This is a genomic window from Streptomyces sp. JB150 (genome assembly GCF_011193355.1).
In the GTDB taxonomy this organism is placed as follows: domain Bacteria; phylum Actinomycetota; class Actinomycetes; order Streptomycetales; family Streptomycetaceae; genus Streptomyces.
Genome location: NZ_CP049780.1, coordinates 5,545,517 through 5,558,422, shown reverse-complemented (window position 1 = coordinate 5,558,422; position 12,906 = coordinate 5,545,517). Strand labels below are relative to the sequence as shown.

At 73.0% G+C, this 12,906-nt stretch carries 13 protein-coding genes; 3 read left to right on the top strand and 10 right to left on the bottom strand.

Annotated elements, in window-relative coordinates; genetic code table 11:
• Nucleotides 1-279: 279 nt before the first annotated feature.
• From truB to rimP, 7 genes are all read right to left on the bottom strand, one after another.
• Nucleotides 280-1,185, bottom strand: coding sequence for a tRNA pseudouridine(55) synthase TruB (truB, locus tag G7Z13_RS25740; protein WP_166002603.1), 906 nt, complete (start codon nt 1,183-1,185; stop codon nt 280-282).
• Entirely contained in the window at nt 1,182-1,628 is a 447-nt protein-coding gene (gene rbfA / locus G7Z13_RS25735; RefSeq protein ID WP_166002602.1) for a 30S ribosome-binding factor RbfA, read from the bottom strand. Before rbfA ends, truB begins: the two co-directional genes overlap by 4 nt.
• A 50-nt stretch (nt 1,629-1,678) precedes the next feature.
• On the bottom strand, nt 1,679-1,972 hold the full coding sequence (locus G7Z13_RS25730; RefSeq protein WP_166002601.1) for a DUF503 domain-containing protein: 294 nt from the start codon (nt 1,970-1,972) through the stop codon (nt 1,679-1,681).
• A 242-nt stretch (nt 1,973-2,214) separates the two neighbouring features.
• A complete protein-coding gene (infB, locus tag G7Z13_RS25725) occupies nt 2,215-5,289 on the bottom strand; it encodes a translation initiation factor IF-2 (RefSeq protein WP_166002600.1) in 3,075 nt (1,024 codons plus the stop codon).
• Nucleotides 5,290-5,436: 147 nt separating this feature from the next.
• Nucleotides 5,437-5,733: a YlxR family protein gene (locus tag G7Z13_RS25720; RefSeq protein WP_166002599.1), complete on the bottom strand. Its 297-nt coding sequence runs from the start codon at nt 5,731-5,733 to the stop codon at nt 5,437-5,439.
• Between the two features lie 102 nt (nt 5,734-5,835).
• On the bottom strand, nt 5,836-6,834 hold the full coding sequence (gene nusA, locus G7Z13_RS25715; RefSeq protein WP_166002598.1) for a transcription termination factor NusA: 999 nt from the start codon (nt 6,832-6,834) through the stop codon (nt 5,836-5,838).
• 2 nt (nt 6,835-6,836) lie between these two features.
• The gene (rimP, locus tag G7Z13_RS25710; RefSeq protein ID WP_166002597.1) at nt 6,837-7,346 is read right to left on the bottom strand and encodes a ribosome maturation factor RimP; all 510 of its coding nucleotides are present in this window, start codon (nt 7,344-7,346) and stop codon (nt 6,837-6,839) included.
• A 228-nt stretch (nt 7,347-7,574) separates the two neighbouring features.
• Here rimP and G7Z13_RS25705 point away from each other — a divergent pair, with 228 nt between their 5' ends.
• The 3 genes from G7Z13_RS25705 to G7Z13_RS25695 are packed head-to-tail and all read left to right on the top strand — an operon-like array spanning nt 7,575 to nt 9,523.
• Nucleotides 7,575-8,135 carry a hypothetical protein gene (locus G7Z13_RS25705; RefSeq protein ID WP_166002596.1) on the top strand — a complete coding sequence of 187 codons (561 nt, stop codon included), beginning with the start codon at nt 7,575-7,577 and terminating at the stop codon, nt 8,133-8,135.
• Nucleotides 8,132-8,596, top strand: a complete 465-nt coding sequence (locus G7Z13_RS25700) for a ferritin-like domain-containing protein (RefSeq protein WP_166002595.1) — start codon at nt 8,132-8,134, stop codon at nt 8,594-8,596. The genes G7Z13_RS25705 and G7Z13_RS25700 overlap by 4 nt, the downstream gene beginning before the upstream one ends.
• Nucleotides 8,597-8,623: 27 nt before the next feature.
• Entirely contained in the window at nt 8,624-9,523 is a 900-nt protein-coding gene (locus G7Z13_RS25695) for an aminoglycoside phosphotransferase family protein (RefSeq protein ID WP_166002594.1), read from the top strand.
• A 133-nt stretch (nt 9,524-9,656) separates the two neighbouring features.
• Here the strand turns inward: G7Z13_RS25695 and G7Z13_RS25690 are convergent, their stop codons facing one another.
• From G7Z13_RS25690 to G7Z13_RS25680, 3 genes are all read right to left on the bottom strand, one after another.
• Nucleotides 9,657-11,357: a proline--tRNA ligase gene (locus G7Z13_RS25690; RefSeq protein WP_166002593.1), complete on the bottom strand. Its 1,701-nt coding sequence runs from the start codon at nt 11,355-11,357 to the stop codon at nt 9,657-9,659.
• 95 nt (nt 11,358-11,452) lie between these two features.
• Nucleotides 11,453-11,992 carry a GNAT family N-acetyltransferase gene (locus G7Z13_RS25685; RefSeq protein ID WP_166002592.1) on the bottom strand — a complete coding sequence of 180 codons (540 nt, stop codon included), beginning with the start codon at nt 11,990-11,992 and terminating at the stop codon, nt 11,453-11,455.
• 30 nt (nt 11,993-12,022) lie between these two features.
• Complete coding sequence (locus tag G7Z13_RS25680; protein ID WP_166002591.1) at nt 12,023-12,871, bottom strand: GNAT family N-acetyltransferase; 849 nt, start codon at nt 12,869-12,871, stop codon at nt 12,023-12,025.
• Nucleotides 12,872-12,906 lie beyond the last annotated feature (35 nt).

Sequence of the window (12,906 nt, the reverse complement as noted above, 5' to 3'; positions counted from 1 at the left end):
CCTGCCCCTCGGTCCGACGGTAGGGGCCCGATGATCAGCGGGACAGCTCTCGGGACGAACGCGCCCCCTTGTGCTCCTTCGGTTCACTCCGAGCGCCTGCCCGGACGGGTGAACGGACGCGGACCGCTGGATAACCCTAGGGGTGGGGGAACCGAGGGGGGGACCGTGGAGCGGCGGCAGCGCCACACCCCGTGACCGCCGCCGCTCCACGGGCAGGCCGCACAACGCCCGTGGAGCCTGGCTCAGCCGAAGACGGCGAGGCTCCTGGCCTTGCCCCCGTCAGCCGAAGACGGCGAGGCTCTTGGCCTTGCCCCGCTGCTCCTCGACGAGCGCGAGGAAGCGGCCCTCGGGGTCGAAGACGGCGACCGCGCCCGCGCCCGCGTACGTCTCGGGCATCTCCAGCCGGACGCCGTTGACGAGCAGCCGGGCCCGCTTGGCGTCGACGTCCCAGCGCGGGAACGCGGCCGCGGCGGCCTCGGCGATCGGCATCACGGTCAGCTCCTGCTGGAGCTGGTCGAGCGTCCTGGCGGCGTCCAGCTTGTACGGCCCGACGCGGGTGCGGCGCAGCGCGGTGAGGTGGCCGCCGACGCCGAGGCCGGCGCCCAGATCGCGGGCGAGGGCCCGGATGTAGGTGCCGGAGGAGCAGACGACGGACACCACCAGGTCGAGCACGGGGGTGCCGTCCTCGGCGACGGCGTCCCGGACGTCGTACACCGCGAACGACTTCACGGTGACCGGGCGGGCGGGGATGTCGAACTCCTCGCCCTCGCGGGCCCGCTTGTAGGACCGCACGCCGTTGATCTTGATGGCGCTGACCTTGGACGGCACCTGCATGATGTCGCCGGTCAGCTTGGCGATGCCGGTGTCGATGGCGTCCCGGGTGACCCCGGAGGCGTCGGTGACGGACGTGATCTCGCCCTCGGCGTCGTCCGTGACGGTGGTCTGACCCAGGCGGATGGTGCCCAGGTACTCCTTCTCGGTCAGTGCCAGGTGCCCGAGGAGCTTGGTGGCGCGCTCCACGCCGAGGACGAGCACGCCCGTCGCCATGGGGTCGAGCGTGCCGGCGTGTCCGACGCGCCGGGTCTTCGCGATGCCGCGCATCTTGGCCACGACGTCGTGCGAAGTGAAGCCCGACGGCTTGTCCACGATGACCAGGCCGTCGGGCGGGGTGGGCTTGCGGTTCATTCGGCGGCGTCGTCCTCGTCCTCGCCCGGCTTCTTGTACGGGTCCGCCCCGGCGGCGTACTGCGCCTTGGCGGCGGCCTCGCGCACCGCCTCGTCGGACTGCCGCGCCTTGTCGAGGAGGTCCTCGATGGTGCGGGCGGTGTCCGGCAGGGCGTCGGCGACGAAGGTGAGGGTCGGGGTGAACTTCACCCCGGCCGCCCTGCCGACCTCGGAGCGCAGGACGCCCTTGGCGCTCTCCAGTCCGGCCGCGGCGGCCTTCCGGTCCTCCTCGTCCCCGTACACGGTGTAGAAGACGGTCGCCTCCCGCAGGTCGCCCGTCACCCGGGTGTCGGTGATGGTGACGTGCGAGCCGAGCCGCGGGTCCTTGATCCCGCGCTGCAGCTTCTGGGCCACCACCTCTCGGATGAGGTCCGCCAGCCTCTTAGCCCGCGCGTTGTCGGCCACTGGTCCGTCTCCCGTTCTTTCTCTCTTGCGTTCTTGGGCTGGGGTCGTCGTCAGTCGTCTTCGCCGTGGATGCGCCGGCGTACCGACAGCAGGTCCACCTCGGGGCGGCCGGCGACCAGCCGTTCGCACCGGTCCAGTACGTCGGTGAGGTGCCCCGCGTCGCCGGACACCACGGCCAGGCCGACGACGGCCCGCCGGTGGAGGTCCATATGGTCCACCTCGGCCGCGCTCACCGCGTACTTGCGCTGGAGCTCGGCGACGATCGGGCGGACGACGGAGCGCTTCTCCTTCAGCGACCGTACGTCGCCGAGGAGCAGGTCGAAGGACAGCGTCCCCACATACATCTGTGTAACCGGTTCACCCGCCGGTACGGGATCGATGGTCCTGCCGGCCGTGCGGCCAGGGACTCCCCCAGAACCGTACAACGAAGGGGGCGGGACCATCGACGGATATTACGCTGCGCAGCCCCGTGCGGGCCGGCCCGTGCGGGTCGGCCGGCGCGGCCTGCCGGGCAGGCCCCGGGGCCGCGAAACGGCGCACCGGCCGACGGGAGCGGACTCCCGTCGGCCGGCACGGACCGTGAGCGTTACGCCCGCGGCTTCTCGCGCATCTCGTACGTCGCGATGACGTCGTCGACCTTGATGTCGTTGAAGTTGCCGAGGTTGATACCGCCCTCGAAGCCTTCGCGGATCTCGGTGACGTCGTCCTTGAAGCGGCGCAGGCCCTCGATGGTGAGGTTCTCCGCGACGACCTTGCCGTCACGGATGAGGCGCGCCTTGGTGTTGCGGCGGACCTCGCCCGACCGGATGAGGACACCGGCGATGTTGCCCAGCTTGGACGACTTGAAGACCTCGCGGATCTCCGCCGTACCGAGCTCGACCTCCTCGAACTCCGGCTTCAGCATGCCCTTCAGGGCCGCCTCGATCTCCTCGATCGCCTGGTAGATGACCGAGTAGTACCGGACGTCCACGCCTTCGCGCTCGGCCATCTGCGCCGCGCGGCCGGCCGCGCGGACGTTGAAGCCGATCACGATGGCGTCGGAGCCCATCGCCAGGTCGATGTCGGACTCCGTGACCGCACCGACGCCGCGGTGCAGGACGCGGATGTCGACCTCTTCGCCGACGTCCAGCTGGAGCAGCGAGGACTCGAGGGCCTCGACCGAACCGGAGGCGTCACCCTTGATGATCAGGTTCAGCTGCTGGACCTCGCCGGCCTTCAGGACCTTGTCCAGGTCCTCCAGCGAGACACGGCGCGTGCGCTTGGCGAAGGCCGCGTTGCGCTCGCGGGCGGCGCGCTTCTCCGCGATCTGGCGGGCCGTACGGTCCTCGTCGACCACGATGAAGTTGTCGCCGGCGCCCGGGACGTTGGTCAGACCCAGGACCTGGACCGGCATCGACGGGCCGGCCTCGGCCACGTTGTTGCCGTTGTCGTCGAGCATGGCCCGCACGCGGCCGTAGGCGTCGCCCACGACCATCGTGTCGCCGACCCGCAGGGTGCCTCGCTGGACGAGGACCGTCGCCACGGCACCGCGGCCGCGGTCGAGACGGGACTCGATCGAGATGCCCTGCGCGTCCTGGTTCGGGTTGGCCCGCAGGTCGAGCGAGGCGTCGGCCGTGAGGATCACGGCCTCCAGCAGCGAGTCGATGTTCAGACCCTGCTTGGCGGAGATGTCGACGAACATCGTGTCGCCGCCGTACTCCTCGGCCACCAGCCCGTACTCGGTGAGCTGACCGCGCACCTTGGTCGGGTCGGCGCCCTCGACGTCGATCTTGTTGACCGCGACGACGATCGGGACGTCGGCAGCCTTGGCGTGGTTGAGCGCCTCGACCGTCTGCGGCATGACGCCGTCGTTGGCCGCGACGACCAGGATCGCGATGTCGGTCGACTTCGCACCACGGGCACGCATGGCGGTGAACGCCTCGTGACCCGGGGTGTCGATGAAGGTGATCTTGCGCTCTTCGTCGTTGACCTGGGTCGCGACCTGGTAGGCACCGATGTGCTGGGTGATGCCGCCGGCCTCGCCCGCGATGACGTTCGTCTTGCGGATGGCGTCGAGCAGTCGGGTCTTGCCGTGGTCGACGTGACCCATGACGGTCACGACCGGCGGACGGACGACCAGGTCCTCCTCGGAGCCCTCGTCCTCACCGAACTCGATGTCGAAGGACTCGAGCAGCTCGCGGTCCTCCTCCTCCGGGCTGACGATCTGAACCGTGTAGTTCATCTCGCCGGCCAGGAGCTCCAGCGTCTCGTCGGAGACGGACTGGGTCGCGGTGACCATCTCGCCGAGGTTCATCATGACCGCGACGAGGGACGCCGGGTTGGCGTTGATCTTCTCCGCGAAGTCGGTGAGCGACGCGCCGCGGGAGAGACGGATGGTCTCGCCGTTGCCGCGCGGCAGCATCACGCCGCCGACGCTCGGGGCCTGCATGGCCTCGTACTCCTGGCGACGCTGCCGCTTCGACTTGCGGCCGCGGCGCGCGGGGCCGCCGGGACGGCCGAAGGCGCCCTGCGTGCCACCACGGCCACCGGGACCGCCGGGACGCCCGCCGAAGCCGGGACGGCCACCGCCGCCGGCACCGGGACCACCCGGACGGCCGGCGAAGCCGCCGCCACCGCCACCGGGACCCGCGGGACGGCCGGCGAAGCCGCCGCCGCCACCCGGACGACCGGCGAAGCCGCCGCCACCCGGACGACCGCCGCCGCCACCGGGACGGCCGCCGCCACCCGGACCGCGGCCACCGGGGCCACCGCCGGGACGCGGGCCCGCAGCGGGACGCTGCGGCATCATGCCGGGGTTCGGACGCGGGCCGCCGGGGCCGCCGCCGGGACGGGGACCGCCCTGCGGACGCGGCATCGAGCCAGGAGTCGGACGGGGACCGCCCGGAGCCTGCGGACGCGGACCGCCGCCCTGGGCGCCGGGCGCCTGCGGACGGGGACCGGCGCCGGGAGCACCCGGGCCGCCGGGGCGCGGCGCGCCCTGCGGACGGGGCGCCTGCGGGCGCGCCATGCCGGCGTTGCCGCCGGAGGTGAAGGGGTTGTTGCCCGGACGCGGACCGGCCGGACGGGCGCCCGGACGCGGCGCCTGGCCGCCGGGACGGCCGCCCTGGGCGGCGGCGGGACGCTGACCGCCCTGCTGCCGTTCCTGGCCGGAGGCGGCGGGACGGGAGCCGGGCTTGGGGGCACCCGGACGCGGACCGCCGGGCTTGGGCGCGTTGGACGGGGCCGGAGCCGACGGCGGAGCGGTGAACTCCGGGGCGGCCGGCGCCGGACGCGGCGCAGGCTTGGGACCCGGCACCGGGCGCGGGCCGGGGGCCGGCGCGGGGGCCGAGGGCTGCTGGGCCGCCGGGGCCGCGGGCTGCGGCGCCGCCGGGGGCTTGGGGGCGCCCGGCTTCGGGGCGGCCGGAGCCGGACGTGCCGCCTGGGCCTGCGCCGGGGACGGCGCGGGGGCGGGCTTGGGGGCAGCCTTGCGCGGGGCGGGCTTGCCGGCGGACTTGCCGTTGCCACCGCCCTGGAAGGCGTCAGTCAGTTTGCGTACAACCGGCGCTTCGATCGTCGAAGACGCCGAACGGACGAATTCACCGAGTTCCTGGAGCTTGGCCATGACGACCTTGCTCTCCACACCGAACTCCTTGGCGAGTTCGTATACCCGGACCTTAGCCACTTCGCTCCTTTGAGGTCCGGGTTGCGGCCGGACCGTCGCTAGTTCATGGGCGTACTCATCGCGTACTCATCGAGTGCTCATCGCAATCTCGACCTGCTTTCGACTCGCGAGGTACCAAGCCGCACGGGGTTCCGTACGGCACGTTTCTTACCGTGTTGCCTGGTCGACAACTGTCGTCCGCTCGACGTACTGGCGCAACGCCTTTGTGTCGAGCGCTCCCGGGGCGCGCAGTGCCCGCGGGAACGCCCGGCGGCGAACCGCCTGATCGAGACAGACCAGGGCGGGGTGTACGTACGCACCCCGGCCGGGCAGCGTACCGCGAGGATCGGGGACGCATTCGTCCTCGATCGCCACGATGCGCAGCAGCTCCGTCTTGGCCGCTCGTTCCCGGCACCCCACACAGGTGCGTTCAGGGCAAGCGCGGACCCGCGTCCGGCCAGACACTCCTAAGTCTACCTCCCCGTACGCACCTCACTCCTGTGGGGCGGGATTCGAACAGTTGCAGCGCGGCAACCTGTCGTGATCTCAGCGTTGCGCGGCCGGGATCTATTCCCCGGACCGGTCCGCGCCCTGCTCGGTGTCGGGCCGGATGTCGATCCGCCAGCCGGTGAGCCGGGCGGCGAGGCGGGCGTTCTGGCCCTCCTTGCCGATGGCCAGGGACAGCTGGTAGTCGGGCACCGTGACCCGGGCGGACCGGGCGGCCAGGTCCACGACCTCGACCTTCGTGACGCGGGCCGGGGACAGGGCGTTCGCCACCATCTCCGCCGGGTCGTCCGACCAGTCGACGATGTCGATCTTCTCACCGTTCAGCTCGCCCATGACGTTGCGCACACGGCCGCCCATGGGGCCGATGCAGGCGCCCTTGGCGTTCAGACCCGAACGGGTGGAGCGGACCGCGATCTTCGTCCGGTGACCGGCCTCCCGCGCGATGGCGGCGATCTCGACGGAGCCGTCGGCGATTTCCGGCACCTCCAGCGCGAAGAGCTTCTTCACCAGATTGGGGTGCGTGCGCGACAGGGTCACGGACGGGCCGCGGACACCCTTCGCCACCCGGACGACGTACGACCGCAGGCGCATGCCGTGCGGGTAGGTCTCGCCGGGCACCTGCTCCTGCACCGGCAGGATGGCCTCCAGCTTGCCGATGTCGACGAGCACGTTCTTCGGGTCGCGGCCCTGCTGGACCACGCCGGTGACGATGTCGCCCTCGCGGCCGGCGTACTCGCCGAGCGTCGCGTCGTCCTCGGCGTCGCGCAGCCGCTGCAGGATGACCTGCTTGGCGGTGGTGGCGGCGATACGGCCGAAGCCGGACGGGGTGTCGTCGAACTCGCGGGGCTCCTGCCCCGGCTCGAGGTCCTCGGGGTCCTCCTTCGCCCACACGGTCACGTGACCGGTCTCGCGGTTGAGCTCCACGCGCGCGTGCCGGCGGCTTCCCTCGGTGCGGTGGTAGGCGATGAGGAGGGCCGATTCGATGGCCTCGACCAGCAGGGAGAAGGAGATCTCCTTCTCCCGTACCAAGCCCCGCAGGGCACTCATGTCGATGTCCACGGCTACGCCTCCTCTTCCTTCTTGTGGGACTTCTCGTCCTTGCGGTTGAACTCGACCTGGACACGTGCCCTGGCGATCTCCGGGAAGGCCAGCCGGCGCGCGGTGGCCTTGCGGCCCTTGACTCCGGGCACCTCCAGCTCGACGCCCTCGTCGTCGACCCCGAGGATCCTGGCGACCAGTTCGCCGCCCTCGGTCAGCTGGAACCTCGCCAGGCGGCCCGTGGCGCGCACATAGTGCCGGTGTTCCGTGAGGAGGCGTTCCGCGCCCGGGGTGCCGACCTCGAGGGTGTACTCGCCCTCGCCCATCGCGTCCGTCTCGTCGAGCTTCGCCGAGAGCGCGCGGCTCACATCGGCGATCTGGTCCAGGTCCGCTCCGGTGTCGGAGTCGACGACGACGCGCAGCACCCGCTTGCGTCCGACCGAGTCCACCGCGATCTCTTCCAGATCCAGGCCCTGGGAGCTGACGAGCGGTTCCAGCAGTTCTCGCAGCCTCTCGCTCTGGGTGGTGCTCATCCGGGTGACTCCTCGGCCGCGTGTGCTGTTGTGTGATGGGTCGTGTGTCAGGTCAAAGGTTATCTGGTCCCGGGGAGTGTTGCCGTCCACCGGCCTCCGGGCGGTGCCGGTGCGCTGCGGGTGCCGGTGCCGATGAGTGGTGTCGGACACGTGCGCGGGTACCGTGATCACGGGCGGGCCACCGGGTGCCGCCCATGACGTTCGTACGAGCCTCCGAGGACGCCAGCCGTGCCGTACCCCCCGCCGTCGCGCACCCCCTCGGGGCCGCGCCGCAGAACCCTGCTCGCCTCGGCCGCCGGGGCCGCCCTCCTGCCGGGCTGCTCCGCCGGGCGGGAGGACTCCGACGGCGGCCGGGGCGGCAGCCCGGCGGCCGCCGACCGCGCCCGCGCGCGGGCCGCCCGGGACAGCGAGCGGCTGGCCGAGCGGTACGACGCGGTCCTCGCCGCGCACCCCGGGCTGACCGGGACGCTGGCCCCGCTGCGCGCGGAGGTCGTCCGGCACCGGAAGGCCTTCGAGGAGGGCATCGCGCCGTCCGCGTCGCCGTCCGCCCCGTCGTCTTCCCCGTCACCGTCGGTGTCGGTGTCGGCGTCGGCGTCGGCGTCGGCGTCGGCGTCCGTGCCCGGTGACGAGAAGGCGGCCCTCGCCGAACTGGCCGCCGCCGAGCGCGCGCTCGCCGACCGGCGGGCCAAGGCGCTGATGGACGTGCCGGGCGAGCTGGCCCGCCTGCTGGCCTCGGTGGCCGCGGCGGGGGCGGCGCACGCCTATCTGCTGACGGAGGCGGGCCGGTGAGCGAGGTGACCGAGCGGGAACTGGGCGCGCTGCAGGCGGCGCTGGCGGCGGAGCACGCGGCGGTGTACGGGTACGGGGTCGTCGGCGGGCGGATCCGGCAGGAGCGGCGCGGCGAGGCGCGGGCGGCGTACGACGCGCACCGGGCGCGGCGGGACGCGCTCGCGCGTGAGGTGCGGGATCTCGGCGGCAGGCCGGTGGCCGCGGCGGCCGGGTACGCGCTGCCGTTCGCGGTGACCGACTCCGAGTCCGCCGCCCGGCTCGCCGCCGAACTGGAGGAACGGGTGGCCGGGGTCTACTCCGATCTGGTGCGGGCAGCCGAGGGGCAGCGCCGGGGCACGGCGGCCGCCGCGCTGCGGGAGGCGGCGGTGCGGGCGGTGCGCTGGCGGGGCGGGAGCGTAGCCTTCCCTGGGCTCGCCGAACGGGCGGGCACCGCGTCGGCGTCCGCGACGCCCACGACGTGAACCGCACCGGAAGGGAACGACTCGCGTATGGCTTTCGAACCGCCGCGGCGTCTGGTGAGGGCGCTCGGTGAGACGGCACCGGACGGTGGCGACTGGCTCGAGAAGCTGCCCGGGACGGTACGGCAGGCCGTCGCGCTGCGCGAGTTGACCGTCGAGCGGGTGCAGGTGCCGGGTGGCCGCAGCAGTCTCGTGGTGCTCGTACGGCGTCCCGACGGCACCCCGGCCGTGCTGAAGCTGGCGCCGCCCCGGGCCCGTCCGGAGAGCGAGCGGGCCGCGCTCGCGCAGTGGGCCGGGCGGGGCGCCGTCCAGCTGCTGGAGGACGACGCGCCCGACGGGGCGCTGCTGCTGGAGCGGCTCCACCCGGATGTGTCGGTGCGGTCGCTGCCGGAGGCGAAGGCGCTGCTGGAGGCGGCGGGCACGCTGCGCCGGCTGTGGGTGGCGCCGCCGCAGGGCCACACCTTCGAGACGGTCGCCGGGCGCACGGGGCGGCAGGCCGCGGCGATGCGGGCGAGCGCGGAGGCGGACGCGGAGGTCGCGCCGCTGGTGGAGGTGGCGCTGGCGGCCCGCGAGGAGCTGCTGGCGGCGCCGCCGGAGGAGCGGCTGCTGCACGGCACGTTCCGGCAGAGCAAGGTGCTGGCCGGGGACCGGATGCCGTGGCTGGCCGTGGGGCCGGACCCGGTGGTCGGGGAGTGCGCGTTCGATCTGGCGCGGCTGGTCCGGGACCGGGTGGAGGATCTGATCGCGCAGCCGTCGGGGGCGGCGACGACGCGGCGGCGGGTGAAGCGGCTCGCGGAGTCGCTGGACGTGGACCAGGAACGGCTGCGCGGCTGGACGCTGTTCCGGGCCGTGGAGTCGGGGGTGCGGGCGCGCAGGGTGGGCCGGGCGCGGGACGCGGAGCTGCTGCTGGAGTTCGCCGGCTGGCTTTAGGGGGTGTCCCGCCGGCCTCCGGGGGCTGCCGCCCCCGCGCCCCCGCTTCGGCCCTGAACGGGCCTCGTCCCCGAACGCCGGACGGGCCGGTTCGGCCCGCCCGGCGTTCACAGGTGTCTGCCGTGGCCGCCGCTCACGCCGTGAGGCGGGCGATGGCCTCCTCGACCGTGAGTTCCTCGCGCTCGCCGGTCCTGCGGTCCTTCAGCTCGACCACGCCGTCGGCGGCGCGGCGGCCGGCGACGAGGATCTGGGGGACACCGATCAGCTCGGAGTCGGTGAACTTCACGCCCGGGGAGACGCCCGCGCGGTCGTCGACCAGGACGCGCACGCCGGCCGCCGCCAGCTTCTCGGAGATGTCGAGGGCCAGTTCGGTCTGCAGTGCCTTGCCTGCGGCGACGACGTGGACGTCGGCGGGGGCGATCTCCTTGGGCCAGCACAGGCCCTTGTCGTCGGCGGTCTGCTCGGCGAGCGCGGCGACCGCGCGGGAGACGCCGATGCCGTAGGAGCCCATGGTGACGCGGACCGGCTTGCCGTTCTGGCCGAGCACGTCGAGCTTGAGCGCGTCGGTGTACTTGCGGCCCAGCTGGAAGATGTGGCCGATCTCGATGGCGCGGTCCAGCTTCAGGCCGGTGCCGCACTGGGGGCAGGGATCGCCCTCCTGGACGACCACGACGTCGACGTACTCGTCGACCTCGAAGTCGCGGCCCGCGACGACGTTCTTGGTGTGCGTGCCGGGCTTGTTGGCGCCGGTGATCCATGCGGTGCCGGGGGCCACGCGCGGGTCGGCGATGTACTTCACCTTGCCCAGGCCCTGCGGGCCGACGTAGCCGCGGACCAGGTCGGGGCGGGCCGCGAAGTCCGCCTCGGTGACCATCTCGACGGTGGCCGGGGCGAAGTGCGCCTCGACCTTGTCCAGGTCGACCTCGCGGTCGCCGGGCACGCCCACGGCGACGATCTCGCCGTCGACCTTCACCAGGAGGTTCTTCAGGGTGGCGGAGGCGGGGACGCCGAGGGAGGCGGCAAGGGTCTCGATGGTGGGGGTGTCCGGGGTGGGGATGTCCTCGGCGGCCGGAACGCCGGAGGCGTCGACCGGCTTCAGCTCGTAGGTGACCGCCTCGGTGTTGGCGGCGAAGTCACAGTTCGGGCAGTCCGCGAAGGTGTCCTCGCCGGCCTCGGCGGGGGCCAGGAACTCCTCGGACTTGGAGCCGCCCATGGCGCCGGCGGTGGCGGCACAGATCCGGTAGTCGAGGCCGAGGCGCTCGAAGATCTTCTGGTAGGCCTGGCGGTGCAGGGCGTAGGAGTGGGCGAGGCCCTCGTCCTCCAGGTCGAAGGAGTACGAGTCCTTCATCAGGAACTCACGGCCGCGCAGGATGCCGGCCCGGGGGCGGGCCTCGTCGCGGAACTTGGTCTGGATCTGGTAGAGGATGACCGGCAGGTCCTTGTAGGAGGACGCCTGGTCCTTCACCAGCAGGGTGAAGATCTCCTCGTGGGTGGGGCCGAGCAGGTAGTCGCCGCCCTTGCGGTCCTGGAGGCGGAACAGCTCGGCGCCGTACTCGTTCCAGCGGCCGGTCGCCTCGTAGGGCTCGCGCGGCAGCAGGGCGGGGAGCAGCACTTCCTGGGCGCCGATGGCGTCCATCTCCTCGCGGACGACGCGCTCCACGTTGGCGAGGACCTTCTTGCCGAGCGGCAGCCAGGTCCACACGCCCGCCGCGGTCCGGCGTACGTAGCCGGCGCGGACGAGCAGCTTGTGGCTGAGGACCTCGGCGTCCGCCGGGTCGTCGCGCAGGGTCTTCGCCATCAACTGGGACATGCGCTGGACCGGTGCGTTGGCCATGGTTCTCGTACTCCTGCTGCGAAAGGGTGGTGGCTAGGAGGTTAGCCGGGGGGCGGGGGCCCGCGGAAATCGATTGATGCCTGCCGGACGGGCCGCTAGCGGCGGCGCAGTGGGAGCGGGGCGCCCATGACGGCGTACGGGCGGGGGGCGCTGGGGAAGAGGACGCGGCGGGCCAGGTCCTGGTAGCCGAGCGAGTGGTAGAGGCCGCGGGCGGGGCTGTCGGTGTCGATCGCGGAGAGGATCGAGCGGGGCTCGGTGGCGCTGTCGGTGATCGTGGTGATCAGGGCGCGGCCGATGCCGCGGTTCTGGTAGCGGGGGTGGACGTGCAGCTCGGTGATGACGAAGGAGTCGTCGAGCCAGGCGTCGTTGCCCTGCGCGCGCAGATACGGTTCGACGATCGTCGACCACCAGTGGGTGCGGCTGTTGGGCATGCCGTAGACGAAGCCGGCCAGGCGGCCGTCGGCGGTGGTGGCGCCGAGGGCGCGGGCGCCCGGGTAGGTCATGTGGCGCAGCACGATCTGGCGGCGTACGGCCACCTCGTCCGGGCCGAGGCCGAAGGCGAGGGCTTGGACGGCCAGCGCTTCGTCGACGTGGGCGGGGAGGTCGAGGGGGGCGATCGTGATGTCGCGAAGCATGTCGGCGAGCCTACAGCGGGCGAAGCGCTCTCAGAACAGCACGCTCATGAAGGCACCGGCCTCGCGGAAGCCGACGCGGCGGTACGTCCGGCGCGCGGCCGTGTTGTAGTCGTTGACGTACAGGCTGACCACGGGGGCGACGTCGGCGAGGGCGTAGCGCAGCACCGCGGCCATGCCGGGGGCGGCGAGGCCCCGGCCGCGGTACTCGGGGGCGACCCAGACGCCCTGGACCTGGCAGGCCTGGGGGGTCGCGGCGCCGATCTCCGCCTTGAACATGACGTTGCCGTGTTCGTCGAGGCGGGCGAAGGAGCGGCCGGAGCCGACGAGTTCGGCGACCCGGGCCTGGTAGAGCAGGCCGCCGTCGCCGGCCAGCGGGGAGACGCCGACCTCCTCGGTGAACATCGCCACGCACGCCGGCATGATCGTTTCCATCTCGTCCTTGCGGACGCGGCGGACGTACGGGTCCGGCTCGATGTCGTCGGGCATCCGGTCGGTGACCATCAGCGGCTGGCGGGCGCGGACCTCGCGGGCCGGGCCCCAGTGCGGCTCCAGCAGCCGCCACAGCTCGGCGGTGGGTTCGGCGGGGCCGACGATGGAGGAGCAGCGGCGGCCGGCCCGGCGGGCGCGGTCGGCGAAGGCGCGCACGGCGCGCGGGGTGGCGCAGATGGGGACGAGGTTGGCGCCCGCGTAGCACAGCGACGTGAGTATGCCGTCCTCGTACCAGCCCCACATCTCGCCGCCGAGGCGCCAGGGGTCCAGGCCGGCGACCTGGACCCGGGAGGTCACGAAGGCGTTGGCGACCGGCTCGCGGTTCAGGACGGCGAGCGCGGCGTCCAGGTCGCTCGGTTCGAGGACCCGGGAGGTGGTCTGGGTCAGCACGTGCGGGGCCCTCCGGGGTCAGCTGCTGGTCTCCG

What these genes read in the sequence shown, in the direction of transcription:
- truB (WP_166002603.1), bottom strand. Translation starts at nt 1,185, where the DNA reads ATGAACCGCAAGCCCACCCCGCCCGACGGCCTGGTCATCGTGGACAAG.
- G7Z13_RS25730 (WP_166002601.1), bottom strand. Translation starts at nt 1,972, where the DNA reads ATGTATGTGGGGACGCTGTCCTTCGACCTGCTCCTCGGCGACGTACGG.
- rimP (WP_166002597.1), bottom strand. Translation starts at nt 7,346, where the DNA reads ATGAGCACCACCCAGAGCGAGAGGCTGCGAGAACTGCTGGAACCGCTC.
- G7Z13_RS25695 (WP_166002594.1), top strand. Translation starts at nt 8,624, where the DNA reads ATGGCTTTCGAACCGCCGCGGCGTCTGGTGAGGGCGCTCGGTGAGACG.
- G7Z13_RS25690 (WP_166002593.1), bottom strand. Translation starts at nt 11,357, where the DNA reads ATGGCCAACGCACCGGTCCAGCGCATGTCCCAGTTGATGGCGAAGACC.
- G7Z13_RS25685 (WP_166002592.1), bottom strand. Translation starts at nt 11,992, where the DNA reads ATGCTTCGCGACATCACGATCGCCCCCCTCGACCTCCCCGCCCACGTC.